Origin of the sequence: Streptomyces sp. NPDC016459, assembly GCF_040632845.1 — a bacterium.
Lineage (GTDB): Bacteria > Actinomycetota > Actinomycetes > Streptomycetales > Streptomycetaceae > Streptomyces.
The window spans coordinates 1-23,743 of record NZ_JBEYCR010000021.1; the positions used below are offsets into that span (position 1 = coordinate 1).

Below are 23,743 nucleotides of genomic sequence, written 5' to 3' on the forward strand. Positions count from 1 at the left end.
CAGCGGCTCGATCCGGTCCCACATCGCATCGGTGATTACTAAGCGGACAGCCACATCCGATCAACTGACCAACTGATCAAAGGGACACGCTCTAGGGGCGTCAGGGGCGTCAGGGGCGTCACTGGTTCCAGGGGTTCCGGGGCTTCTCAGTGGTGGAAGGAGGTGGCGGCGCCCTTGTCCCGGGTGAACGGGTGCGACTGGCGGCGCAGTTCGGGCAGCAGCCGGTTCACATCGTCGACGAGGAGACCCGCCAGGTCGGCCGAGAATCCGTTGCGGCAGACCACGCGGAGGACGGACAGGTCCTCGCGGTGGGCGGGGAAGGTGTAGGCGGGTACCAGCCAGCCGCGTTCCCGCAGCCGCCGGGACACGTCGAAGACGTCGAAGGACGTGACGTCGGGGGCGGTGGTGAAGGCGAAGACGGGCAGCTGGTCGCCGCGCGTGAGGAGCCGGAAGTCGCCCGTGGCCTCGATGCGTTCGGCGAGGCCGCGGGCGATGTGGCGGGACGTCTGCTGCACCGCCCGGTAGCCCGCCCGGCCGAGCCTCAGGAAGGTGTAGTACTGCGCGACGACCTGGGCGCCGGGACGGGAGAAGTTGAGGGCGAAGGTGGGCATGTCGCCGCCCAGGTAGTTGACGCGGAAGACGAGCTCCTCGGGGAGTTCGGCGGGGGAGCGCCACAGGGCCCAGCCGACGCCCGGGTAGACCAGGCCGTACTTGTGACCGGAGGTGTTGATGGAGGAGACGCGGGGCAGCCGGAAGTCCCACACCAGGTCGTCGTCGAGGAAGGGGGCGACCATGGCGCCGGAGGCGCCGTCGACGTGGACGGGGATGTCGAGACCGGTGCGTTCCTGGAGCGCGTCCAGCGCGGCGCAGATCTCGGCGACCGGTTCGTAGGAGCCGTCGAAGGTCGAGCCGAGGACGGCGACGACCCCGATGGTGTTCTCGTCGCAGAGCGCGGCGGCGGATTCGGCGTCGAGGTGGAAGCGGTCGCCCTCCATGGGGACGAGCCGGGGCTCGACCTCCCAGAAGGTGCAGAACTTCTCCCAGCAGACCTGGACGTTGATGCCCATCACCAGGTTGGGGCGGGCCGCGCCCGGATAGCGGTCGGCGTTCCGCTTGGTCCAGCGGCGCTTGAGGGCCATGCCGGCGAGCATGCAGGCCTCGCTGGAGCCGGTGGTGGAGCAACCGACGGCGGTGCCCGGGTCCGGGGCGTTCCACAGGTCGGCGAGCATGGCCACGCAGCGGCGCTCCAGTTCGGCGGTGCGCGGATATTCGTCCTTGTCGATCATGTTCTTGTCGCGGCACTCGGCCATCAGCACGCCGGCCTGGGGCTCCATCCAGGTGGTGACGAAGGTGGCGAGGTTGAGCCGTGAGTTGCCGTCGAGCATCAGCTCGTCGTGGACGAGTTGGTAGGCGCTCGCCGGGGGCAGGGGTCCGTCGGGCAGCCGGTGGAGGGGTGGTGCCTCGGTCATGCCTCCGACCGGGTCGGCTTCTCCGAAGAAGGGGTTGAGCGCGAGTCGGCGTTCGGGTTCGGGAGCGGAGGCGTGGGGGCCCTGGTGGAGCGGCATGGGGGACTCCTTCTGTCCGGTGGGGGGCAGGTCTGTCCGGGGGGAGGGGGGTCAGCGCAGGGCGTGGCCGTGTTCGTCGAGTTCGAGCTGGGGGCGGCCGGTGACGATCAGCCAGGCGGGGAGGGAGGCGAGACAGAGCAGGGCGAGCATCGCGGTGGAGCCGGCGAGGACGGCGCCGGTGAAGAGGCTGATCCAGCCCTGCCGGGTGGTGGCGAGCAGGACGCCGAGGACGGCGGAGGAGACGGCGACGGCGGGATGGACCTCGGGGACGAGGGCCTGGGTGAGCAGCCCGAAGGCGGCGCCGATGAAGACGGCGGGGAAGATCCGGCCGCCCCTGAAGCCGCAGGAAGCGGCGACGAGAAGGGCGAGGAGTTTGACCACGGCGAGCCTGGCCAGTTCGCCCGAGGACCAGCCGCCGATGGAGGAGGTGAGCTCCTTGACCTCCTCCAGGCCCTTGAAGAGCGTCAGGGGCCCGCCGAGGGCGCCCAGGAGGCCCAGGACGAGGCCGCCGAGGGGCAGCATCAGCATGGGGTGTCGCAACCGCTGGAAGACGGCGTGGACATGGGGGAACAGGTAGCAGGCACCGAGGCCGAAGACCGCCGCTGCGGAGGCGATCACCAGCGCGGCGAGGAGGTCGCCCCAGCCGGGGTCGGTCAGTGGCGGGAGGCCCAGGGCGAAGGTGGGTTCGGCGAGGAGCTGGGTGGTCATCGCCCCCGTACCGGCGGCGACGAGCGGGGCGAAGAGCCGGTCCCAGAGGGAGCCGCGGCCCGGCTGCCCGGCCAGGGCCTCGGAGATGACGAGGGCGGCGGCCACCGGGGTGCCGAAGAGGGCGCCGATCGTGGCGGCCGAGGCGAGGGAGACCCAGGCGGCGCCTGGCAGCGCCGGCTGGGCCTTGCGGCCGAGCCAGTAGGCGAGGGCGATGTTGGCGGCGATGATCGGGTTCTCGGGGCCGAGGCTGACCCCGCCGGTGAGGGCGAGCGCGCTCGCCAGCAGCAGCCCAGGGACGACGCCGGGGGCGAGCGGCGCCCCGCCGAGGCCCGTGGAGGCGGGGTCGGGACCGGCGTGGCCCGGCATCTTCCAGACGACGAGGCCCACGGCGACCCCGGTCGCCGTGAGCATGAAGATGATCCAGAGGGAGGAGTGGCCGCCGATGCCGAGGGCGTCCGGCAGGTCGTCCCAGAAGACACCCTGGAGCTGCTCCGCGAGGGCGCTGATCCCGAGGAACAGCAGGCTCGCTCCCACTCCGACCAGGACCGCGGGCAGTACCTGCGGCAACAGGACCCGCAGCGGGGTCTCGTCGCCGGGGGCGGACGGCGCGGGCTGAGCACGATCGGTAGCCACCGCCCCACCATAAGTGAGCAAATGCCCCAGAACATTCCCAAATGGTCCGGACGGCTCCGCCTCACGTCCGCGGTGCGATCACCACCGCCGTGCCGTAGGCGCAGACCTCCGTGCCCACGTCCGCCGCCTCCGTCACGTCGAAGCGGAACATCAGCACGGCGTTCGCCCCGCGCGCCTTGGCCTGCTCCACCAGGCGTTCCATCGCCTGGTTGCGGGTCTGCACCAGGGTCTTCGTCAGACCCCTCAGCTCCCCGCCGATCATCGACTTCAGGCCCGCGCCGATCTGGCTGCCCAGATGACGGGACCGGACGGTGAGCCCGAAGACCTCACCGATCACCTGCCGCACCTCGAACCCCGGCACGTCGTTCGTCGTCACGACCAGCACGTCGGGGTGCGGTCCCTGACCGCCTCCGTACTCCTCGATGCCCATCGGCACACACCTCCTGACCCCCCAGCCTCAGGGCCGGGCCCCCTGTCCGCATCCCGTGGGCCCCGGGTGGAACCGGTCGCGTCCGCCTCGCGTTGATAGCTTGGGGCCAGCCGTCCCCCATGCCCCCACCGACCGCAGGAGCCCGGAACCCGTGAACACGCTTGCCCTCGGACCGAGCTGGCTGGACCCGGATTATCTGATCCAGACCTTTGGTCTGATCGGTGTCCTGGTCATCGTCTTCGCCGAGTCCGGACTCCTCATCGGGTTCTTCCTGCCCGGCGACTCCCTTCTCTTCACCACCGGCCTGCTCGTCACCACCGGAAAGCTCGACACACCGCTGTGGGTGGTGTGCACCCTCGTGGTGGCCGCCGCGATCATCGGCGACCAGGTGGGCTACCTCTTCGGCCGGAAGGTGGGCCCCGCCCTCTTCAAGCGCCCCGACTCCAGGCTCTTCAAGCAGGAGAACGTCGAGAAGGCCCACGAGTTCTTCGAGAAGCACGGCCCGAAGTCGCTGATCCTGGCCCGTTTCGTCCCCATCGTGCGGACGTTCACGCCGATCATCGCGGGCGTCAGCCGGATGAACTACCGCTCGTTCATCACGTTCAACATCATCGGCGGTGTGCTGTGGGGCGCGGGCGTGACCCTGCTCGGCGCCTCCCTCGGCAAGATCGACTTCGTGCACAAGCACATCGAGATGATCCTCATCGGGATCGTCCTGCTGTCCGTCGTCCCGATCGTGATCGAGTTCCTCCGGGCCCGCTCCCAGTCCAAGAAGGAGCAGGCCCAGGGCGGTCACCACGACGCCCCCGGCGCCCCGAACCCACAGTCCCCCCGCGGCGGCCGCCACGCCAAGCGCTAGGACAGCGCGCACGACCAGCAGGAACGTCAGAACCCCCGGGTGCGCTTCGCGGCGCGCCGCGCCGCCGCCGCGCCCGGGGCCTGCATGAAGAGGCGTGCCAGCTCCCCACCCAGGTTCACGCCGATGGCGATCGCCAGGGCCAGGGCCGACGCCTTCGCCAAGGAGGCGAAGCCCTGGTCCAGATTGTTCTGCGCGATCGCGAGCACCCCGAAGTACGTGGCGGAACCGGGCAGCAGCGGCCCGATCGCCGCCGTCACGTACGGCAGCGACGAGGTGTGCTCGTAGCGGGCGATCAACTGCCCGAAGAGCCCCACCAGACCCGCCGCCACCGCCGTCGCCATCACCGCCGAACCCTCCGCGGTCACCGCGATCGACGCGTAGATCACCCACGCCACCCCGCCGTTCAGCGTCGCGAACAACACCGTCGCCCGCGACTGCTGCAACAGGATCGCGAAGGTCGCGCACAGCACCATCGACGCCAGGATCTGCGTCACCGGCCGCTCCACCGCCCGCAGCGCCCCCTCGGGATTGAGCTGCGCGTCGAACTGCACGGCGATGTAGAGCACCGACAGCACGCCCACCACGATCGCGACGAAGAAGTACGCGACCTCCAGGAGCCGCGCCGAGGCCGTGATGTAGAAACCGGTCAGACCGTCCTGCACGGCCGCCACGAGCGCCCGCCCCGGAATCAGCGCGAACAGTCCACCCGTGATCACCGCCGAGGGCCGCAGATCCGCGTGCAGCATCGTCAGCAGCACACCCATCGCCGCCGGCGGCATCGCCGCCACCAGGAACTGGTAGAACTCCGGCAGCCCCCGCCCCGCGCACAGCCACGCCAGCCGGTCCCCCAGCACCGCGCCGAGCGCGGCCACGAGGAACACCGTCAGGCCACCGCCCAGCAGCACCGAGGCCGCACCGGCGAGGACACCCGCCGCCGACGTCAGGACCCACCCCGGGTACGGATGCCGGTTGCGCCGGATCTCCGCGAGCCGCCGGTACGCCTCCTCGGGCGTCACCTCGTGCGCCCGCGCGTTGAGATCGGCCAGCAGCGTGTACACCGCCGCCAGCCGCGTGTAGTCCGTCCCCCGGCGCCGTACCGTCCGGTTCGCCGTGATCGGATCGTCCACGAGGGACGGCTGGTACGTGACGGACAGCAGAGTGAACGTCACCGTCGGCTCGACCCGGTCCAGACCGTACGAGCGGCAGATCGCGAACATCGCCGCCTCGACGTCCTCCGCGCCCTCCCCGCCCGCGAGCAGCAGCTCACCGATACGCAGGGTCAGGTCGAGGACACGCGGCACCGAAGGACCCGCCTCGTCCTCCTTGCGCGCCGATTCCGGCACCGGCCGCTCACCCACCGGCAGCCGAAGCATCGTCCGCATCCGGTCCTGCCACGGCGCGTCCTGCGACAACCGCACCAGGGGCACCCCGTACGCCGGGGTGAACGCGGGCGGAGAGCTCTTCGCCGAATACGTCGCCGGCGTCGCGAACGCCGACCCCTCCTGCTCGGCCGGCGGCTCCGCGGTGAACCCCGCGGGAAGAGCGAACTCGGAGGTCGGATGCTCCTCCTCCGGCGGCGACGGCTGCTCCACGCCCGCAGGCGGTACGAACGCGCTCCGCGCCTCGTCCGACTGCGGCTTCCGGTCCTCCGGAGCGTCGTCCGGACCACCTGTCGAGCCGTTCGGCTCCGCCACCACTCTGCCCGCCTCGCTCTCTCTCCTGGAACCGTGCATTCCAGTATGAGTGTGCGACAGACGCGCGAAGGCGGTGCACCCCAAGAGGTGCACCGCCTTCACACGGTCAGAACAGAACCGGCGCCTCAGTGGCCGCCCTGCTCCTTGGCGCGCGCGTACGACTTCTCGATCTCTTCCTCGGCCTCGGCGCGGCCGACCCAGTCGGCGCCCTCGACCGACTTGCCCGGCTCCAGGTCCTTGTAGACCTCGAAGAAGTGCTGGATCTCCAGGCGGTCGAACTCCGCCACGTGGTGGATGTCCCGCAGGTGCTCCATGCGCGGGTCCGTCGCCGGGACGCACAGCAGCTTGTCGTCGCCGCCCGCCTCGTCCGTCATACGGAACATGCCGATGGCGCGGCACTTGATCAGGCAGCCCGGGAACGTCGGCTCGTCGAGGATGACGAGCGCGTCCAGCGGGTCACCGTCCTCGCCGAGGGTGTTCTCGACGTAGCCGTAGTCGGTCGGGTAGGCCGTCGACGTGAAGAGACGACGGTCCAGACGGATGCGACCCGTCTCGTGGTCGACCTCGTACTTGTTCCGCGATCCCTTCGGGATCTCGATGAGAACGTCGAACTCCACGGGTGGCTCCTCCTGAATCAACACAAGTGAATGCTCGCGACGACGCGCGGTGATTAAGTGTCCCTCACGCATGTGTGTGATCGCGAAAGGGGCTGGTCAGCAATGCCCGAGCCGAGGACGTGGCAGCTCACGGCGGGCTCCGCCGCCCTCGGACTGGCCCTGGCCGCCGTGGCGGTGACCGCGGCCGGCCCGTGGGACTCGGGCCAGCGTACGGCCGAGCGGGCCCGCGCCGCCGCCCCGGCGACGGGTGGCGCACATCACGCCCCGCCCCCCGCGCCGGCCGCCCCCCGGCGCCCCGCACCCGCCCCCAGCGCCCCCGGCGTCCTCACCGCCCTGCACGCCCCCGCCCCCGCCGGGCGCCCCGCACAGGACCTCGCCGCCGTCCTCGTACCGCTCCTCGCCGACCCCGGCCTCGGCCCCCTGCGCACCGCCTCCGTCGTCGACACCGCCACCGGCAGACAGCTGTACGGCGAGGGCGCCGGCACCCCCATGACCCCCGCCTCCACGGTCAAGATCGCCACCGCCGCGGCCGCGCTCTCCGCCCTCGGCCCCGACCACCGCATCCCCACCACCGTCACCGCCACCCCCGACGGCACCACCGTCACCCTCACCGGCGGCGGCGACCCCACCCTCGACCCGGCCCGCCTGAAGGCCCTCGCCACCGACACCGCCCGCGCCCTCACCGCCCGCGGCCACACCTCCGTACGCCTCACCTACGACACGACCCTCTACCCGGGCCCCACGCTCCACCCCATCGGCCCCAACGAGAACCTCGCCCCCGTCGTCGCCCTCATGACCCGCGCCGGACGCCTGACCGACGGCGACAGCGGCCCCGCCCCCCGCACCGCCGACCCGGCCGGCGACACCGCCCGAGCCTTCGCGGACCTCCTCACCCGGGCCGGGATCACGACCACCGCCGACCCGGCCCCCGGCCGTACCCCCCGGACCGCCCCCCTCGCCCGTACGTACTCCGCACCCCTCGCCGACCTCGTCGAACGCACCCTCACCCACAGCGACAACGACCTCGCCGAAGCCCTCGCCCGGCAGACCGCCCTCGCCCGGAAACACCCCGCGAGCTTCGACGGCGCCGCCCGCGCCGTACACGACGAACTCAGCCGGCTCGGCCTCCCCGTCGCCGGAGCCCGCTTCGCCGACGGCAGCGGACTCGACCGCCGCGACCGCGTCTCCGCCGCCCTCCTCACCGGACTCCTCACCCGAGCGGCCGACCCCGCGCGCCCCGCCCTGCGCCCCGTCCTCACCGGACTCCCCGTCGGCGCCTTCACCGGCACCCTCGCCGACCGCTTCGACACCGCCACCGCCGGCGCCGGACACGTCCGCGCCAAGACCGGCACCCTCACCGGCGTCAACACCCTCGCCGGGACCGTCGTCACCACCGACGGACGCCTCCTCGCCTTCGCGTTCCTCGCGGGCCGCACCCTCTCCCCCTACGAGGCACAACCCGCCCTCGACCGGCTCTCCGCCGCCCTCGCCGGACCGCGCTGACCACCCGCCGAACCGCCCCCGCCCCGCACCCCCGCCGAGTCCGACCCGCCCCGAACCCTCACCGAACAGGCGCCGAGACCGTACGGTTGACGCATGACGAGCATCGGTGGAGCAGGCACATCCGGGATGGTCGACTGGAACCTCGCGGTCGCGACCGCGACCCGCCTCGTGCGGCCAGGACCCGAAGTCAGCCGCGACGAGGCCCGCGAGGTCGTCGCCGAACTCCGCAGGCACGCCAAGGCCTCCGAGGAACACGTCCGGGCCTACACCCGGATGATCCCCGAGGGGTACGAACCCCAGGACACCCCCGTCCTCGTCGTCGACCGGGCCGGCTGGATCAGGGCCAACGTCGCCGGCTTCCGCGAACTCCTCACCCCCCTCCTCGGCAAGATGCAGGAACGCCGCTCCGCCACCCCCGGCAACGCCGTCCTCGGCGCCGTCGGCGGCAAGATCACCGGCGTCGAGCTCGGCATGCTCCTGTCGTTCCTCGCCTCCCGCATCCTCGGCCAGTACGAGACCTTCGCCCCCGCCACCCGCGAGTTCCCCACCGGGGCCGACGGCGGCGGACGCCTCCTCCTCGTCGCCCCCAACATCGTCCACGTCGAACGCGAACTCGAGGTCGACCCGCACGACTTCCGGCTCTGGGTCTGCCTCCACGAGGAGACCCACCGCACCCAGTTCACCGCCGTCCCCTGGCTCCGCGCCCACCTGCAGAGCGAAATCCAGTCGTTCCTCGCCGCCACCGACGTCGACCCCGGCACCGTCGTCGAACGCCTGCGCGAAGCCGTCCAGACCCTCGTCGGCGGCCGCCCCGAAGGAGAGGAGGGCGAACCCTCCCCCTCCCTCGTCGAACTCGTCCAGACCCCCGAACAGCGCGAGATCCTCGGCCGCCTCACCGCCGTCATGTCCCTCCTCGAAGGCCACGCCGACTACGTCATGGACGGCGTCGGCCCCCAGGTCGTCCCCTCCGTCGCCGAGATCCGCGAGAAGTTCCAGGCCCGGCGCGCCCGCGGCGCCTCCCGCCTCGACCTCGCCCTGCGCAAACTCCTCGGCCTCGACGCGAAGCTCCGCCAGTACCGCGACGGCGAACGCTTCGTACGGGCCGTCGTCGACGAGGTCGGCATGGACGGATTCAACCGCGTGTGGACCTCCCCCAACACGCTCCCCACCAAGGCCGAGATCGCCGCCCCCGCCGACTGGATCGCGAGGGTGCACCGTAGGGCAGACTCCTGAGACAGGTGCGGCAGACGACACAGGAACACGTCGGAACGCCGCACCAATCACCCATCCGAGGGACCCTGAGGACAGGGTGAGGCGTGCAATGCTCGGGTAACGGCCGGGTTTCTGTCACCATCGACGCACTCTGAGTGACCGAACCCCCCTTTCCGACCGTTAAGACTCCGACCGAGGCACCCCACCCCCATCACGAAGGGCACCGGACATGGGTCCCCATCCTGCGGTCGCGGCGATACGCCTGGCGGTCCGCCGCGTACTCCACGACGTCCTCACCGAGCACCAGACCGACCCCGCCCCCGCACGCGACGCACAGGCACCCCTCGTGCTCGTCGCCTGCTCCGGAGGCGCCGACTCCATGGCGCTCGCCTCCGCCCTCGCCTTCGAGGCCCGCAAACTGCCCGTGCGCGCCGGCGGCATCACCGTCGACCACGGACTCCAGCACGGCTCCGACACCCGCGCCGACGAGGTCGTCGGCCGCATGACCGCCCTCGGCCTCACCCCCGTCGAGGCCGTCACCGTCACCGTCGGCCGCGAAGGCGGACCCGAAGCCGCCGCCCGCGACGCCCGGTACGCGGCCCTCGACGCCGCCGCCGAGCGCCACGGAGCCACCGCGATCCTCCTCGGCCACACCCGCGACGACCAGGCCGAGACCGTCCTCCTCGGACTCGCCCGCGGCTCCGGCATCCGCTCGCTCTCCGGCATGGCCGCCATCTCCGGCACCGCCGGCCGCTACCGGCGCCCCTTCCTCAAGATCGACCGCCAGACCGTCCGCAAGGCCTGCGTCGCACAAGAACTCGCCGTCTGGGACGACCCCCACAACAGCGACCCCGCCTACACCCGCTCCCGACTCCGCCACGAAGGCCTCCCCGCCCTCGAGAAGGCCCTCGGCAAAGGCGTCGTCGAAGCCCTCGCCCGAACGGCCCAGCTCTCCCGCGACGACGCCGACGCCCTCGACACCTGGGCCGCCGACGCCGAGACCTCCGTACGCGACGAGGCGGGCGCCCTCGAATGCGCCAAGCTCCACGGACTGCCCCCCGCCGTACGCCGCCGCGTCCTGCGCCGCGCCGTCATCGCCGAGGGCGCACCCGCCGGCTCCCTCTTCGCCCGGCACATCGAAGAAGTCGACCGGCTCATCACCGGCTGGCGCGGCCAGGGAGCCATCAACCTGCCCGGCCGCGTCGAAGCCCGCCGCCAGGGTGGCAGACTGGTCATCCGGCAAGGCTGACGCACGCTGCAACGAAAGTGACCCGGGTGAACGAGAAGGACATGGGCACCGACCTCCAGTCGGTGCTCATCACCAAGGAAGAGATCGACGCCAAGCTGGCAGAGCTGGCCGCGAAGATCGACGCGGAATACGCGGGCAAGGACCTGCTCATCGTCGGCGTCCTCAAGGGCGCCGTGATGGTGATGGCGGATCTGGCTCGCGCCCTTTCCACCCCCGTCACCATGGACTGGATGGCCGTCTCCTCCTACGGCGCCGGCACCCAGTCCTCGGGCGTCGTCAGGATCCTCAAGGACCTCGACACCGACATCAAGGGCAAGCACGTCCTGATCGTCGAGGACATCATCGACTCCGGCCTGACCCTCTCCTGGCTCCTCTCGAACCTCGGCTCGCGCGAGCCCGCCTCCCTCGAGGTCTGCACGCTCCTGCGCAAGCCCGAGGCCGCGAAGGTCGCGATCGACGTCAAGTGGATCGGCTTCGACATCCCCAACGAGTTCGTCGTCGGCTACGGCCTCGACTACGCCGAGAAGTACCGGAACCTTCCGTTCGTCGGCACGCTCGCCCCGCACGTCTACGGCGGCTGAACCACCGGCCGTACGGGGAACCCCGACCGCCTTCCCTCCGTTGAACCACGGGAAGGCGGTCGCGGGCGACGATGCTGAGGTACCGTCCGAAGAACAGCTTTTTCACACAGCAGCATTCACAGCAGCATTTTCCTACGGGCAGGAGGGACGGAGCGTTCTCGCTCCGTATGGATGGACGTGAAGCGATACTTCCGTGGGCCGGTCATGTGGATCGTGCTGGCCGTCCTCGCCGTGGTCGTGCTGATGCAGGTCGTCGGCTCGTCCGAGGGCTACAAGACGGTGGACACCGGCAAGGTCGTCCAGGCGATCGACAAGAACCAGGTCAAGCAGGCAAAGATCACCACCGGTGATGAGCAGATCGTCAAGATCGAGCTCATCGACGGCCAGAAGATCGACAAGAGCAGCAAGGTCCAGGCGAGCTACATCGGCAGCCAGGGCGTCGACCTCGCCGACAAGCTGCAGGAGAAGTTCGAGGCCGGGCAGATCGAGAAGGGCTACACCGTCTCCCCGACGAAGCAGTCGCCCTTCGTCTCGATCCTGCTCTCCCTCCTCCCCTTCGTCCTCATCGTGGTCGTCTTCCTCTTCCTGATGAACCAGATGCAGGGCGGCGGCTCCCGCGTCATGCAGTTCGGCAAGTCCAAGGCGAAACTCATCACCAAGGACACGCCGAAGACCACCTTCGCCGACGTCGCCGGCTCGGACGAGGCCGTCGAGGAACTCCACGAGATCAAGGAATTCCTCCAGGAGCCCGCGAAGTTCCAGGCCGTCGGCGCCAAGATCCCCAAGGGCGTCCTGCTCTACGGCCCGCCCGGCACCGGCAAGACGCTCCTCGCGCGCGCCGTCGCCGGCGAAGCCGGCGTGCCGTTCTACTCGATCTCCGGCTCCGACTTCGTCGAGATGTTCGTCGGTGTCGGCGCCTCCCGGGTCCGCGACCTCTTCGAGCAGGCCAAGGCCAACGCGCCCGCCATCGTCTTCGTCGACGAGATCGACGCCGTCGGACGCCACCGCGGCGCCGGCCTCGGCGGCGGCCACGACGAGCGCGAGCAGACCCTCAACCAGCTCCTCGTCGAGATGGACGGCTTCGACGTCAAGGGCGGGGTCATCCTCATCGCGGCGACCAACCGCCCCGACATCCTCGACCCGGCGCTGCTCCGCCCCGGCCGCTTCGACCGGCAGATCGCCGTCGACCGCCCGGACATGCTGGGCCGCCTCGAGATCCTCAAGGTCCACCAGAAGGGCAAGCCGGTCGCCCCGGACGTCGACCTCGGCGCCGTCGCCCGACGCACCCCCGGCTTCACCGGAGCGGACCTCTCCAACGTCCTCAACGAGGCGGCGCTCCTCACCGCGCGCAACGACCTCAAGTTGATCGACAACCACGCGCTGGACGAGGCGATCGACCGCGTGGTCGCGGGCCCGCAGAAGCGGACCCGGATCATGTCGGACAAGGAGAAGAAGATCACCGCGTACCACGAGGGCGGACACGCCCTGGTCGCGGCGGCCTCACCGAACTCCGACCCCGTCCACAAGATCACCATCCTGTCCCGAGGCCGAGCCCTGGGCTACACGATGGTCCTGCCGGACGAGGACAAGTACTCCACCACGCGCAACGAGATGCTCGACCAGCTGGCCTACATGCTGGGCGGCCGCGCGGCCGAGGAGCTCGTCTTCCACGACCCGACCACGGGCGCGGCGAACGACATCGAGAAGGCCACCGCCACGGCCCGCGCGATGGTCACGCAGTACGGCATGACCGAGCGTCTCGGCGCCATCAAGTTCGGCGGCGACAACACCGAGCCGTTCCTCGGCCGTGAGATGGCGCACCAGCGCGACTACTCGGAAGAGGTCGCCGCGCTGGTCGACGAGGAAGTCAAGAAGCTCATCGAGACCGCGCACAACGAGGCCTGGGAGATCCTCGTCGAGAACCGCGACGTCCTCGACAACCTGGTCCTCGCCCTCCTCGAGAAGGAGACGCTGGGCAAGGAGGAGATCGCCGAGATCTTCTCCACCATCGTCAAGCGCCCGGCCCGCCCGGCCTGGACCGGCTCCAGCCGCCGCACGCCCTCGACGCGCCCGCCGGTGCTCTCCCCCAAGGAGCTCGCCCTGACGAACAGCGCCACCGGCACGGCGACCCCCGCGGTCGACACCACGAAGGGCATCGAGATCGCCCCGGTGGACACCCCCGAGGACTGATGGGCCGGTCACCCCGGAATGGAAGCCGCGCCCCCACAGGTTCTAGCCTGTGGGGGCGCGGCTGTTTCGCGCGCACACAGTCAGACGGAACGAGGCACAGGATGACCGACCCGGTGACACTGGACGGCGAGGGCACGATCGGCGACTTCGACGAGAAGCGAGCCGAGAACGCCGTACGAGAGCTCCTCATCGCGGTCGGCGAGGACCCGGACCGCGAGGGGCTCAAGGAGACCCCGGCGCGGGTCGCGCGGGCGTACAAGGAGCTTTTCGCGGGGCTGTGGCAGACGCCCGAGGATGTTCTGACGACGACGTTCGATCTGGGACACGACGAGATGGTCCTGGTGAAGGACATCGAGCTGATGGCGACCTGTGAACATCATTTGCTGCCATTCCATGGCGTAGCTCACATTGGTTACATTCCGGCTGAATCGGGCAAGATCACCGGGCTGTCCAAGCTGGCCCGCCTCGTCGACGTCTTTGCCCGGCGCCCTCAGGTGCAGGAACGCCTCACGACGCAGATTGCCGACTCGTTGATGCGCATCCTCGATGCCCGTGGTGCGATCGTCGTCATCGAGGCCGAGCACATGTGCATGGCTCTGCGCGGCGTCCGCAAGCCGGGCGCGAAGACGACCACCTCGGCGGTACGTGGTCAACTTCGTGACGCTACTACACGTGCTGAGGCTATGTCCCTGATATTGGCCCGTTAGTAGCGGGCTGCCCGCCTTGCTCCATACCGTCCCCGATCAGTGGAGTTGATCGCTGATCAAGGGGGATCGGTATGGGGTACGGGCCGACCAGCAAGATGCTGGTGAACCTGGTGGACGGCTGCGTTTCGGCAAGGGACGTGACTCCGGGCAGCGCGATGTGGACGCTGGACGGAGACCGGACGGTACAGACCACGGTCGTGGGAGTGACGGCGCTGAAAGCGCGAGCCGCCGTCGATGTGGTCACCGACCGCACGACCTTCACCGTCAGCCCGGACCTGCTGCTGTCCACTCCAGGCGGGTGGGTGCACGCGGCTGACGCCGTGGGAATGACGGTGGCCTGGACCCCTGCGCGGAAGCTGTGCCGGGAGCGGCTGACGATCAGGCCCGGCTACGAGTTCGGCTACTTCGTCGGCGCCACGTGCGCTGACGGGACCGTCTACAAGAACTACGTGTCCTTGATCGTCAACGACGAGAGCTTCGCTTCACGGTATGCAGCCGCCATGACGGCCTGCACCGGGCTTTCGGCGCGACTGGAAGCGGTCAGCCGACCGTCCGGATACCTCAAACGAGACGTTGCGGGTTTTCGAGTCCGCGTGGTCTCGTCGTATCTGTCCGATCTGCTGCGGCAGTACGTAGGCGGCGATCCCCATCACACGCGTCAGCGTTTCCCGCGTGTGGTCCTGCGGGACATGGAGACGTTCACGGGCTTCATGGACGGTTACGTGGACGGGGATGGCTGCCGGGTGACGTGGGGGAACTACAAGGGCCGGGTGGTGGGGAGCGCCAACGTCCCGTTCCTGCGCGAATGGGCATCGATCATCGGAGCACGCTTTACACCGGAAGGCCCAAAGAGCCGGGTATCGCGCCTCTACATCGCCGATCGCTGGCGCAGCAGGGACACCTTCCGGCCGGAGCGGCACCCCTTGCAGTTGCAGGAATCCTCCTGGATCCAGGTCCAAGAGGTCCGCCCCCGTCCCGCCCTCGGTGCCAAGCCCTTCACCTTCTACAGCTACCGGCTGGCCCCGTACCCCAGCTTCCTGGTGAACGGGCATCTCGTGCGCGAGGTCTGGTAGGCGTCAGGCGGCCGGGGCGCGGTTGTCGTCGTCGTCCTCCGGGAGTCGGCAGACGCGTTCCAGGAAGAGGGCCGCGGCGATGACGGCCAGGCCCGCCAGGACCGAGAAGGCCGCGTAGAGGGCCTGGTCGCGGCGGGCCGGGACGTCGAGGAAGCCCAGGAGGTAGACGCTCGTGCCGCCGTACATGCCGGCGACGAGGGCGGCGACCAGGGCGCTCGCCTGGCCGAAGACGACCGCGCGGGCCGCCATCAGGGGTTCGACGCCCTTGGCGCCGGGGCGGCGGTCCCGCTGTGCCTTGAGGCGGGCGCGGATCGACAGGGCGGTCGCGGTGAGCACGGCCGCGATCGCGGTGAGCACGATGGGCGCGGCGATCGGCACGCTGGGGAGGGTGCCGACCGAGTCCCAGAGGCGGGCGCCGCCCCAGGAGAGGACGCCGGCGACGACGAAGAGTCCGGCGAGCACCTTGAGCCGCAGTTGTTTCACCGGGTGTCCTTCACGGGGTCGTCGGTCGTGGTCGTGGGCGTCTGCCACGAAGCGTAACGACTACTCGGGGAGACGGAGTTCCAGGTCGGCGCGGCGGGTGACGCCTTCGTCGCCGACGGCGGCGAGGAGCGCGGCGACGGTGCCGTGGCCGGAGAGCTGGGCCTCGGGGTCGACGTCGTGCCAGGGGGCGAGCACGAAGGCGCGCTGGTGGGCGCGGGGGTGGGGGAGGGTGAGGACGGGGTCCTCGGAGACCACGTCGGCGTACGTGACGATGTCGACGTCGATGGTGCGGGCGCCCCAGCGCTCCTCGCGGACGCGGTGGAAGGCCTCCTCGACGGCGTGGGCCCGCTCCAGGAGGGAGGAGGGCGGCAGGGTCGTCTTGAGGAGGGCGACCGCGTTGAGGTAGGAGGGCTGGGTGTCGGGTTCGACGCCCCAGGGCTCCGTCTCGTAGACGGGGGAGACCGCCTTGACCCGGAGGCCGGGGGTGTCGGCGAGGGCGTCGACGGCGCCCTGGAGGGTCTCCAGGCGGTTGCCGAGGTTGGCGCCGAGGGCGACGACGGCCCAGCGGGGGTTGGAGAGGGTCACGTCGGCCGCGTCGACGGTCTCGACGACGGCGGCCGGTACGGGCTGGACGGTGGGGTCGCTCTGGGTCGTCTTCATCGTCGGCTCCGGGTGATCGTGATGGTCACGTCGTCGAAGGGCACGGTGATGGGCGCGTCCGGTTTGTGTACGACGACTTCCACCTCCTGTACCCCGGCGTGGCTGAGGCATTGCTGTGCGATGCGCTCGGCGAGGGTTTCGATGAGGTCGACGGGCTCGCCCTGGACGACGTCGACGACCTCTTCGGCGACGATTCCGTAGTGCACGGTCTTCGTCAGGTCGTCGTCGGCGGCCGCCGGGCGGGTGTCCAGGCCGAGGACCAGGTCCACGATGAAGGTCTGGCCCTCCTCGCGCTCCTTGGGGAAGACGCCGTGGTGGCCCCGGGCCTTGAGGCCGCGCAGCGCGACACGATCCACGCGAATCACTCCTGCTGTCGTAGTTCGGGTGGCCACGCAGCCGGGTGCGGACGGCCGGGTGTCCAGTGTCGAATCTACCTGCGGGGACCGACAGCGCTTGCCCGTGGGGGGCGGGGGGTGGGTCAGGCGGGGGGTTCGGTGCTGTCCGTTCCGGGCTCGTCGTCCTCGGTTTCCTCGGTCTCCGCGAGGACGGGGGAGGCGTGGTGGGACCACATCTTCCAGCCGTCGGGTGTGTGGCGGAACACGTTGGTGGCGACGACGAGCTGGCCGACGAGGGGGCCGAGGGCGGCGCCGTCCTCGGCGGGCCCGCCGCTGAGGATGTTCTCGGTGCAGGTGACGACGGCGGTGCCGCCGGCGAGGGAGATCTTGAGGTCGGTGAGGAAGAACTGGATGTACTCGGTGTTCGCCATGATCAGGGCGTACGAGCGGAGTACCTCGCCGCGGCCGGTGAGGACGGGCCAGCCGGGGTGGACGCAGGTGATGGGGGTGGCGCCGTCGTCGAGCCAGCGGTCGGCGACGCCTTCGAAGTCGCCGGTCTCCATCGCCTCGTAGAAGGCGGTGTTGGCTGCCTCCACGGCTGCTTCGTCGGCGCTGCGGGCGTGGTGGGGGCGGTCGTCGAGTTCGTCGTCCCCGTCGTTCCAGCCGTCCGGGCTCATGCGGCTCCCTCGACGGCTCGGGCGACGCGTACGGCGTCGGCGGTGGCCCTGACCTCGTGGACGCGGACGGCCCATGCGCCCGCGTGGGCGGCGAGGGCGGAGACGGCGGCGGTGGCGGCGTCGCGTTCGCGGGCGGGGGGCGGGGCGGCGCCCTCGCGGGCGAGGACGTGGCCGAGGAAGCGCTTGCGGGAGGCGGCGACCAGGAGGGGGCGGCCGAGGGCGCGGAGCTCGGGGAGGTGGGCGACGAGGGCGAGGTCGTGGGGGGCGAGTTTGGCGAAGCCGAGGCCGGGGTCGACGACGATGCGTTCGGGGTCGATCCCGCCGTCGACGACGGCCTCCAGGCGGGTGCGGAGTTCGGTGACGACTTCGGTGACGACGTCGTCGTACACGGCGAGGCTGTTCATGTTCTGGCTGAATCCGCGCCAGTGCATGACGACGAAGGGGACTTCGGCCGCGGCGACGGCGGGGACCATCGCGGGGTCGGCGAGGCCGCCGCTGACGTCGTTGACGAGGACGGCGCCGGCTTCGACGGCGCGTGCGGCGACGCCGGCGCGCATGGTGTCGACGGAGACGGTGACGCCTTCGGCGGCGAGGCCGCGGACGACGGGGACGACGCGGCGGAGCTCTTCGTCCTCGTCGACGCGGCTGGCGCCGGGCCGGGTGGACTCGCCTCCGACGTCGATGAGGTCGGCGCCCTCGGAGACGAGGTCGAGGCCGTGTTTGACGGCGGCCGTGGTGTCGAACCAGCGGCCGCCGTCGGAGAAGGAGTCGGGCGTCACGTTGACCACGCCCATGACCGCGCAGCGGTCCCACTCCGGCAGGCCCCGGGCGGTGCCCCGGTCGATCGTCGTCCTCATGGGTCCAGCGTAGGGCCAGGGGGCGAGATCAGGCCGCGCGGATCTCGCGTTCGGCGGGTGTGGGGACGATGTGGGCGCAGGGTCGGGGGGTGGGGGCGGGGCGTCTGCGGGTGAGGGGCCGGGGCAGGGAGAGGTTCACGAAGCCTTCGGCCTGCATGGCGGCGAAGCCGATGCGGGGGAGGTCGCGGCTGGTGCGGTAGACGACGAAGCGGGGTTCCCAGCGTGGCCGGAACTTGGCGTTGAACTTGTAGAGCGACTCGATCTGGAACCAGCGGGAGAGGAAGACGAGGAGGCCGCGCCAGACGCGCAGGACGGGGCCGGCGCCGATCTTCTCGCCGCGGGCGAGGGCGGAGCGGAACATGGCGAAGTTGAGGGAGACGCGGGCGATGCCGAGGCCGGGGGATGCCTGGAGGGCGGCGACGATGAGGAGCTCGTTCATGCCGGGGTCGGCGGAGCGGTCGCGGCGCATGAGTTCGAGGGACATGCCGTCGGTGCCCCAGGGGACGAAGTGGATGATCGCCTTGAGGTCGCCGTAGGGGGAGTGGGGGGCGGTGGGGGCGTCGGGATCGGTCTTGTGGGCGGTCGCTATGACGGCGTCGCCGTCGCCGGGGGCGCCGATGCGGCCGAGGGCCATGGAGAAGCCGCGTTCGGTGTCGGTGCCGCGCCAGTCGGCGGCGGCGCGGCGGACGCGTTCGAGTTCGGCGGTGTCGAGGTCTCGGACGCGGCGGACCTGGGTGGTGTAGCCGTTGCGTTCGATGCGTTTGACCATCTGGCGGACGTTGCGCATGGCTCGTCCGGAGAGGGAGAAGTCCGGGACGTCGACGACCGCCTCGTCGCCGAGTTCGAGGGCGTCGAGGCCGGTTTCGCGGGTCCAGACCTGGCCGCCGGTCTCGGAGCAGCCCATGACGGCGGGGGTCCAGGAGTGGGCTTTGGCTTCGTCCATGAAGCGTTCGATGGCGCCGGGCCAGGCTTCGACGTCGCCGATGGGGTCGCCGCTGGCGAGCATGACGCCGGAGACGACGCGGTAGCAGACGGCGGCTTTGCCGCTGGGGGAGAAGACGACGCCCTTGTCGCGGCGGAGGGCGAAGTGGCCGAGGGAGTCGCGGCCGCCGTGCTGGGCGAGGAGGGTGCGGAGCCGGAGTTCGTCCTCGTCGGTGAGGCGGGCGGCGGGGTGCTCGGGGCGGAAGGCGAGGTAGATGGTGGTGAGGGCGGTGAGCATGCCGAGGGCGCCGAGGGAGTAGCCGACGGTCCAGTCAACGCCGTTGCTGTAGGCGACGGGTCCTTCGACGCCGAAGAGTCCGTACAGGACGTGTTCGAGGCGGTCGGCGAGGCTGGGGCTGCCGAGGACGCGGCGGGGGTGGGCGCTGACGATGACGAGGCCGAGGGCGAGGGATCCGCCGCCCATGACGACGAAGTTGGCGAGTGCGCGCCAGCGGCTGCGGGGGTCGGGGAGGGCGGCGAACTCGTCCCGGTGGCGCAGGAGGAGGGCGAGGAGTACGAGGGAGAGGAGGGCGCCGAGGACGGAGTGGCGCCAGACGAACTGGGCGGCGGCGCCGAGGGGGAGGAGGACGACGGCGGCGCGCCAGGCGCGGCGCTTGTGGCGCTTGAGGCCGTGGGCGAGGAGCAGGAGGAGGACGCCTGCGCTGAGGGAGAGGGCGGCGGAGAGGGGGCCGAGGGTGCCGGGGAGGACTTCGGCCAGGGCGTGCATGCGGCTGGCGCGGAAGCGGGGGAAGACGCCGGCGGCGATGTCGATGAGGCCGACGAGGGTGCAGGCCGTGCCGACGAGTGCGGGGACCTTCTCGGGGCGGGGGCCGCGGAGAATCCGGCGTACTCGAACCGGAACCATTCCTGATTTGTCCCCATCTAGCGTGACAGACATGGCTTCCCGTACTTCCCGTGGTCCAGCGAGGGGTCTTTGACTCCGGTCGGGCCCTGCGGCGCGTTCGGCGGGCCGTTCCGGCTGGTGCGCCTTCTAGGACGGTGGCGTGCGGAGTCGGGTTCATTCGTTCGCAGGAAATTCTCGGAAAGAAGGCTCGGTCGCTCCATGGGTCTCACCAGTGACAAGGTCCTCGTGGTGGCGGTCGCACTGACCGTGGCGCTGTTCTTCGCCACGGTCTGGCTGTGGCCGCGGCTCGCCCGTCGGGGCTGGCGGGCATACGTGGGGCGGGTGGGGCTGCTGCTCGCGACCCAGGTGGCGCTGTTCGCGGCGGTGGGTCTGGCGGCGAACCGGTCGTTCCTCTTCTACGGTTCGTGGGCCGATCTGTTCGGTCAGGAGCAGCAGATGGGTGTGGTCGTCGACCACGGGGCCGGTTCGAAGGACCTGCGGGTGGTGGGGACGCGGGCCGTGGACGTGCCGGGCGGCAGGCTTCCCGAGGTCGGCGGCCAGATACAGAAGGTCGTCGTGGCGGGGGAGCGGTCGGGGATCGTCTCGCCGGCCTATGTGTACCTGCCGCCGGAGTACTTCCAGGAGCGGTACGCGAAGCGCACGTTCCCCGCGTCGGTGGTCCTCACGGGGTATCCGGGGACGGCGGAGAACCTGATCAAGGGGCTGAAGTACCCGAGGACGGCGTACCTCCAGGCGAAGGAGGGCCGGATGCAGCCGATGATCCTGGTGATGCTCCGTCCGACGGTGGCGCCGCCCCGGGACACGGAGTGCGTCGACGTGCCCGGGGGCCCGCAGACGGAGACCTTCTTCGCCGAGGACCTGCCGAAGGCGGTCTCGGAGACGTACCGGGTGGGCACGAAGCCCCGGAACTGGGGCTTCATGGGCATCTCCACGGGCGGTTACTGCGCGCTGAAGATCGCCCTGCACCATCCGGAGCGGTATGCGGCGGGGGCCGGGTTCTCCGCGTACTACCGGGCGGCGGAGGACGTGACGACGGGCGACCTCTTCCACGGGGACGAGGGGCTGCGCAAGCGGGCGGACCTGCTGTGGAGCCTGGACCACCTGCCGCAGGGGAGGTCGTCGTTCCTGGTGACGACGTCGAAGCGGGGGGAGGGCAACCGCTCGGGCACGCTGGACTTCGTCAGGAAGGTGAGGAGCCCGGCGCACGTCTCCTCGATCACGCTGGAGAGCGGCGGCCACAACTTCAACACGTGGAACCGGGAGATACCGCCGGCGCTGGTCTGGATGGGCGGCAGGCTCAGCGCGACCTGACGCCTACTCGACGGTCGCCCTGCGCAGCGCCCGGTGGACGCCGGCGGGGGTGAGGACGCCGAGCGGCCGCCCGTCGGCTCCGACGACCGTGAGCCGGCCGGTGTCGTGCTGGAGGAGCACGGCGAGGGCGTCCTTGAGGGAGGTCCCGAGGGGTACGGGGGCGGGGGCGCCGTCCGGGCCGCCGGGACTCTCCGGTGCGGCGCCGTCCGGGCCGCCGGGGTTCTCCGTGGTCACGGGGCCGGGGTCGCCTTCGGACACGCGGGTCACGGGGTCGAGGTCGGCCTCGGTGACGGGGGTGACGGCGAGCCGCTTCAGGCCGCGGTCGCTGCCGACGAAGTCCGCGACGTACGGGGTGGCGGGGGCGCCGAGGACGGTGGCGGGTGTGTCGAACTGCTCGATGCGGCCCTGCCCGTAGACGGCCATCCGGTCGCCCATGCGGACGGCCTCCTCGATGTCGTGGGTGACGAGGAGGACCGTTTTGCGGACGGTGGCCTGGAGGGCGAGGAACTCGTTCTGGAGGCGCTCGCGGACGACGGGGTCGACGGCCCCGAAGGGTTCGTCCATGAGGAGGACGGGCGGATCGGCGGCGAGGGCGCGGGCGACGCCCACGCGCTGGCGCTGGCCGCCGGAGAGCTGGGCGGGGTAGCGGGAGCCGTATACGGCCGGGTCGAGGCCGACGAGGTCGAGGAGTTCGGCGGCACGCGCGCGTGCGGCGGTCTTCTTCCAGCCGAGGAGGGCGGGGACGGTCGCGGTGTTGTCGAGGACCGTGCGGTGGGGGAAGAGCCCGACCTGCTGGATGACGTAGCCGATCTTGCGGCGCAGGGCGACGGGATCGACGTCGGCGACGTCCCGGCCGTCGACGAGGACGCGGCCGGAGGTCGGCTCGACGAGCCGGTTCACCATCATCATCGTGGTCGTCTTGCCGCAGCCGGACGGCCCGACCAGGGTGACGAGTTCGCCCTCGGCGACCTCGAAGGACAGGTCGTCCACGGCGGTGGTGCCGTCCGCGTACCGCTTGGTCACGTGCTCGAACCGGATCATGGTTCCCCATTCTGGCCCCTGGACGCCGAGGGTGTGTGAAGAGCGTGTTGCCGGGGGGTGGCGGGTCTCCGGGATTGTCAGCGGCGGGGGTTAGGGTCGTCATACATTCGTTCGGGAAGTCGACGACCCGGGGGGAGGGACGGATGAGCGCGCCGAACTGTCTGGTCACGAACGACTGGATCTGCGGGGAGTACCTGCGCACGCGCGCCGAGGAGTTGACGGACGCCACGCTCCAGCACGTGGGAATCACGGTGGTGTCGGTGCTGATCGCGCTGGTCGTGGCGGTGCCGCTCGCGCTGCTCGTCCGGGCCCGGCCCCGGTTCGCGGGGCCGGTCCTCGGCCTGACCACCCTGCTCTACACGGTGCCGTCGCTCGCCATGTTCTCGCTCCTGCTGCCCTTCTTCGGCCTGTCGGCGGCGCTCGTGGTGACCGGTCTCGTGCTGTACGCGCTGACGATCCTCGTGCGGAACACCCTCGCGGGTCTCGCGGCGGTGCCCGCCGAGACCCGGGAGGCCGCCCGGGGCATGGGGTACGGCTCGCTGAGGCTGCTCTGTCAGGTCGAACTGCCGCTCGCGCTCCCGGTCCTGATGGCGGGGATACGGATGGCGACGGTGTCGACGATCGCGCTGACGACGGTCGGTTCGGTCGTCGGCCGCGGCGGCCTCGGCAATCTCATCGAGGACGCGCTGCCCACTTTCTTCAAGGCGCAGATGCTCGCCGCGTCGGTGCTGTGCGTGCTGCTCGCCGTCACCGCCGACCTGTTGCTCCTGGGCCTCCAGCGGCTGCTCACGCCGTGGGCCCGGATACGGACCGCGCCGGGGGGTGGGTGAGATGGGCATCGTGACGGAGGCCTGGGGCTGGCTCACCACCGGCGCGCACTGGTCGGGCGAGGAGGGCATAGGGCGGCGGCTCACCGAGCACGTGTACGTGAGCGGGGCCGCGCTGCTGATCGCGGCGGCGCTCGCGCTGCCGCTGGGGCTGTGGCTCGGTCACCTCGGCCGGGGCGGGGCGCTCGCGGTGAACGTGTCGAACGTGGGGCGGGCGATCCCCGTCTTCGCGGTGCTCGCCCTGTTCATGGTGTCCCCCCTGCGGAATGCCGGGTACGTGCCGACCGTCGTGGCCCTCGTGCTGTTCGCGATACCGCCGCTCCTCACCAACGCGTACGTGGGGGTGCGGGAGGTGGACCGGGCCGCCGTGCGGGCCGCGCGGGGCATGGGGATGACGGGTGGCCAGCTCTTCCTGCGGGTGGAACTCCCGCTCGCCGGCCCGGTGGTGATGACGGGGGTGCGCTCGGCCGCGGTGCAGGTGGTCGCCACGGCGACGATCGCGGCGATGGTCGGCCAGGGCGGCCTCGGCCGGATCATCACGGCCGGCTTCGCCACGTACGACACCGCGCAGGTCGTGGCGGGCGCCGTGCTCGTCGCGCTGCTCGCCCTCCTGGTGGAGGGCGTGCTCGTGGGCGCGGACCGGCTGCTCGGACGACGACGTGAAAGACCGATCGAAAGCTGACTG

At 71.0% G+C, this 23,743-nt stretch carries 23 protein-coding genes; 11 read left to right on the forward strand and 12 right to left on the reverse strand.

The window, feature by feature from the left end:
* Positions 1–146: 146 nt before the first annotated feature.
* The 3 genes from ABZ567_RS29720 to ABZ567_RS29730 all read right to left on the reverse strand — a co-directional run bounded on the left by ABZ567_RS29720 (position 147) and on the right by ABZ567_RS29730 (position 3,336).
* Positions 147–1,565 (reverse strand): glutamate decarboxylase, encoded by a 1,419-nt coding sequence (locus ABZ567_RS29720; protein ID WP_360795687.1) that lies wholly within the window; start codon positions 1,563–1,565, stop codon positions 147–149.
* Positions 1,566–1,616: 51 nt separating this feature from the next.
* A complete protein-coding gene (locus ABZ567_RS29725) occupies positions 1,617–2,906 on the reverse strand; it encodes an ion channel protein (protein WP_360795690.1) in 1,290 nt (429 codons plus the stop codon).
* Positions 2,907–2,967: 61 nt separating this feature from the next.
* On the reverse strand, positions 2,968–3,336 hold the full coding sequence (locus ABZ567_RS29730) for a YbjQ family protein (protein ID WP_360795693.1): 369 nt from the start codon (positions 3,334–3,336) through the stop codon (positions 2,968–2,970).
* A gap of 151 nt (positions 3,337–3,487) precedes the next feature.
* On the opposite strand from ABZ567_RS29730, the gene ABZ567_RS29735 reads away from it, so the two are divergent.
* Positions 3,488–4,195 (forward strand): VTT domain-containing protein, encoded by a 708-nt coding sequence (locus ABZ567_RS29735; RefSeq protein WP_360795696.1) that lies wholly within the window; start codon positions 3,488–3,490, stop codon positions 4,193–4,195.
* 26 nt (positions 4,196–4,221) lie between these two features.
* Here the strand turns inward: ABZ567_RS29735 and ABZ567_RS29740 are convergent, their stop codons facing one another.
* Positions 4,222–5,892: a threonine/serine exporter family protein gene (locus ABZ567_RS29740; protein WP_360795881.1), complete on the reverse strand. Its 1,671-nt coding sequence runs from the start codon at positions 5,890–5,892 to the stop codon at positions 4,222–4,224.
* A gap of 122 nt (positions 5,893–6,014) precedes the next feature.
* Positions 6,015–6,506: an inorganic diphosphatase gene (locus ABZ567_RS29745; RefSeq protein ID WP_024758444.1), complete on the reverse strand. Its 492-nt coding sequence runs from the start codon at positions 6,504–6,506 to the stop codon at positions 6,015–6,017.
* Positions 6,507–6,608: 102 nt separating this feature from the next.
* Between ABZ567_RS29745 and dacB the strand changes: the two genes are divergently transcribed.
* From dacB to ABZ567_RS29780, 7 genes are all read left to right on the forward strand, one after another.
* The gene (gene dacB / locus ABZ567_RS29750) at positions 6,609–8,009 is read left to right on the forward strand and encodes a D-alanyl-D-alanine carboxypeptidase/D-alanyl-D-alanine-endopeptidase (protein ID WP_360795699.1); all 1,401 of its coding nucleotides are present in this window, start codon (positions 6,609–6,611) and stop codon (positions 8,007–8,009) included.
* A gap of 93 nt (positions 8,010–8,102) precedes the next feature.
* A complete protein-coding gene (locus tag ABZ567_RS29755; RefSeq protein ID WP_360795702.1) occupies positions 8,103–9,242 on the forward strand; it encodes a zinc-dependent metalloprotease in 1,140 nt (379 codons plus the stop codon).
* 208 nt (positions 9,243–9,450) lie between these two features.
* Positions 9,451–10,470, forward strand: coding sequence for a tRNA lysidine(34) synthetase TilS (gene tilS / locus ABZ567_RS29760; protein ID WP_360795705.1), 1,020 nt, complete (start codon positions 9,451–9,453; stop codon positions 10,468–10,470).
* A 41-nt stretch (positions 10,471–10,511) separates the two neighbouring features.
* Positions 10,512–11,051, forward strand: a complete 540-nt coding sequence (gene hpt, locus ABZ567_RS29765) for a hypoxanthine phosphoribosyltransferase (RefSeq protein ID WP_030219931.1) — start codon at positions 10,512–10,514, stop codon at positions 11,049–11,051.
* Between the two features lie 171 nt (positions 11,052–11,222).
* On the forward strand, positions 11,223–13,241 hold the full coding sequence (gene ftsH / locus ABZ567_RS29770) for an ATP-dependent zinc metalloprotease FtsH (RefSeq protein ID WP_360795708.1): 2,019 nt from the start codon (positions 11,223–11,225) through the stop codon (positions 13,239–13,241).
* A 101-nt stretch (positions 13,242–13,342) separates the two neighbouring features.
* On the forward strand, positions 13,343–13,948 hold the full coding sequence (gene folE, locus ABZ567_RS29775; RefSeq protein ID WP_360795711.1) for a GTP cyclohydrolase I FolE: 606 nt from the start codon (positions 13,343–13,345) through the stop codon (positions 13,946–13,948).
* Between the two features lie 71 nt (positions 13,949–14,019).
* Positions 14,020–15,021: a hypothetical protein gene (locus ABZ567_RS29780; RefSeq protein ID WP_360795714.1), complete on the forward strand. Its 1,002-nt coding sequence runs from the start codon at positions 14,020–14,022 to the stop codon at positions 15,019–15,021.
* A gap of 3 nt (positions 15,022–15,024) precedes the next feature.
* Here ABZ567_RS29780 and ABZ567_RS29785 read toward each other — a convergent pair whose 3' ends face one another.
* The 6 genes from ABZ567_RS29785 to ABZ567_RS29810 form a co-directional block, all read right to left on the reverse strand.
* Complete coding sequence (locus ABZ567_RS29785) at positions 15,025–15,504, reverse strand: DUF3180 domain-containing protein (RefSeq protein ID WP_360795717.1); 480 nt, start codon at positions 15,502–15,504, stop codon at positions 15,025–15,027.
* A gap of 60 nt (positions 15,505–15,564) precedes the next feature.
* On the reverse strand, positions 15,565–16,164 hold the full coding sequence (folK, locus tag ABZ567_RS29790; RefSeq protein WP_360795719.1) for a 2-amino-4-hydroxy-6-hydroxymethyldihydropteridine diphosphokinase: 600 nt from the start codon (positions 16,162–16,164) through the stop codon (positions 15,565–15,567).
* On the reverse strand, positions 16,161–16,520 hold the full coding sequence (gene folB / locus ABZ567_RS29795) for a dihydroneopterin aldolase (protein WP_056569486.1): 360 nt from the start codon (positions 16,518–16,520) through the stop codon (positions 16,161–16,163). Before folB ends, folK begins: the two co-directional genes overlap by 4 nt.
* Positions 16,521–16,642: 122 nt before the next feature.
* The gene (locus tag ABZ567_RS29800) at positions 16,643–17,176 is read right to left on the reverse strand and encodes a nuclear transport factor 2 family protein (RefSeq protein ID WP_360795723.1); all 534 of its coding nucleotides are present in this window, start codon (positions 17,174–17,176) and stop codon (positions 16,643–16,645) included.
* A complete protein-coding gene (gene folP, locus ABZ567_RS29805; protein ID WP_360795726.1) occupies positions 17,173–18,033 on the reverse strand; it encodes a dihydropteroate synthase in 861 nt (286 codons plus the stop codon). The genes ABZ567_RS29800 and folP overlap by 4 nt, the downstream gene beginning before the upstream one ends.
* A gap of 28 nt (positions 18,034–18,061) precedes the next feature.
* A complete protein-coding gene (locus ABZ567_RS29810) occupies positions 18,062–19,912 on the reverse strand; it encodes a phosphatidylglycerol lysyltransferase domain-containing protein (protein ID WP_360795728.1) in 1,851 nt (616 codons plus the stop codon).
* Between the two features lie 165 nt (positions 19,913–20,077).
* Between ABZ567_RS29810 and ABZ567_RS29815 the strand changes: the two genes are divergently transcribed.
* Entirely contained in the window at positions 20,078–21,190 is a 1,113-nt protein-coding gene (locus ABZ567_RS29815) for an alpha/beta hydrolase-fold protein (protein ID WP_360795731.1), read from the forward strand.
* A gap of 3 nt (positions 21,191–21,193) precedes the next feature.
* Here the strand turns inward: ABZ567_RS29815 and ABZ567_RS29820 are convergent, their stop codons facing one another.
* Positions 21,194–22,231: an ATP-binding cassette domain-containing protein gene (locus ABZ567_RS29820; RefSeq protein ID WP_360795734.1), complete on the reverse strand. Its 1,038-nt coding sequence runs from the start codon at positions 22,229–22,231 to the stop codon at positions 21,194–21,196.
* A gap of 143 nt (positions 22,232–22,374) precedes the next feature.
* Here ABZ567_RS29820 and ABZ567_RS29825 point away from each other — a divergent pair, with 143 nt between their 5' ends.
* Complete coding sequence (locus tag ABZ567_RS29825) at positions 22,375–23,061, forward strand: ABC transporter permease (RefSeq protein ID WP_360795737.1); 687 nt, start codon at positions 22,375–22,377, stop codon at positions 23,059–23,061.
* Position 23,062: 1 nt separating this feature from the next.
* On the forward strand, positions 23,063–23,740 hold the full coding sequence (locus ABZ567_RS29830) for an ABC transporter permease (RefSeq protein ID WP_360795741.1): 678 nt from the start codon (positions 23,063–23,065) through the stop codon (positions 23,738–23,740).
* Positions 23,741–23,743 lie beyond the last annotated feature (3 nt).

What these genes read in the sequence shown, in the direction of transcription:
- ABZ567_RS29720 (WP_360795687.1), bottom strand. Translation starts at nt 1,565, where the DNA reads ATGCCGCTCCACCAGGGCCCCCACGCCTCCGCTCCCGAACCCGAACGC.
- ABZ567_RS29730 (WP_360795693.1), bottom strand. Translation starts at nt 3,336, where the DNA reads ATGGGCATCGAGGAGTACGGAGGCGGTCAGGGACCGCACCCCGACGTG.
- dacB (WP_360795699.1), top strand. Translation starts at nt 6,609, where the DNA reads ATGCCCGAGCCGAGGACGTGGCAGCTCACGGCGGGCTCCGCCGCCCTC.
- ABZ567_RS29755 (WP_360795702.1), top strand. Translation starts at nt 8,103, where the DNA reads ATGACGAGCATCGGTGGAGCAGGCACATCCGGGATGGTCGACTGGAAC.
- tilS (WP_360795705.1), top strand. Translation starts at nt 9,451, where the DNA reads ATGGGTCCCCATCCTGCGGTCGCGGCGATACGCCTGGCGGTCCGCCGC.
- hpt (WP_030219931.1), top strand. Translation starts at nt 10,512, where the DNA reads ATGGGCACCGACCTCCAGTCGGTGCTCATCACCAAGGAAGAGATCGAC.
- ftsH (WP_360795708.1), top strand. Translation starts at nt 11,223, where the DNA reads ATGGACGTGAAGCGATACTTCCGTGGGCCGGTCATGTGGATCGTGCTG.
- folE (WP_360795711.1), top strand. Translation starts at nt 13,343, where the DNA reads ATGACCGACCCGGTGACACTGGACGGCGAGGGCACGATCGGCGACTTC.
- ABZ567_RS29780 (WP_360795714.1), top strand. Translation starts at nt 14,020, where the DNA reads ATGGGGTACGGGCCGACCAGCAAGATGCTGGTGAACCTGGTGGACGGC.
- folK (WP_360795719.1), bottom strand. Translation starts at nt 16,164, where the DNA reads ATGAAGACGACCCAGAGCGACCCCACCGTCCAGCCCGTACCGGCCGCC.
- ABZ567_RS29800 (WP_360795723.1), bottom strand. Translation starts at nt 17,176, where the DNA reads ATGAGCCCGGACGGCTGGAACGACGGGGACGACGAACTCGACGACCGC.
- folP (WP_360795726.1), bottom strand. Translation starts at nt 18,033, where the DNA reads ATGAGGACGACGATCGACCGGGGCACCGCCCGGGGCCTGCCGGAGTGG.
- ABZ567_RS29810 (WP_360795728.1), bottom strand. Translation starts at nt 19,912, where the DNA reads ATGTCTGTCACGCTAGATGGGGACAAATCAGGAATGGTTCCGGTTCGA.
- ABZ567_RS29815 (WP_360795731.1), top strand. Translation starts at nt 20,078, where the DNA reads ATGGGTCTCACCAGTGACAAGGTCCTCGTGGTGGCGGTCGCACTGACC.
- ABZ567_RS29820 (WP_360795734.1), bottom strand. Translation starts at nt 22,231, where the DNA reads ATGATCCGGTTCGAGCACGTGACCAAGCGGTACGCGGACGGCACCACC.
- ABZ567_RS29825 (WP_360795737.1), top strand. Translation starts at nt 22,375, where the DNA reads ATGAGCGCGCCGAACTGTCTGGTCACGAACGACTGGATCTGCGGGGAG.
- ABZ567_RS29830 (WP_360795741.1), top strand. Translation starts at nt 23,063, where the DNA reads ATGGGCATCGTGACGGAGGCCTGGGGCTGGCTCACCACCGGCGCGCAC.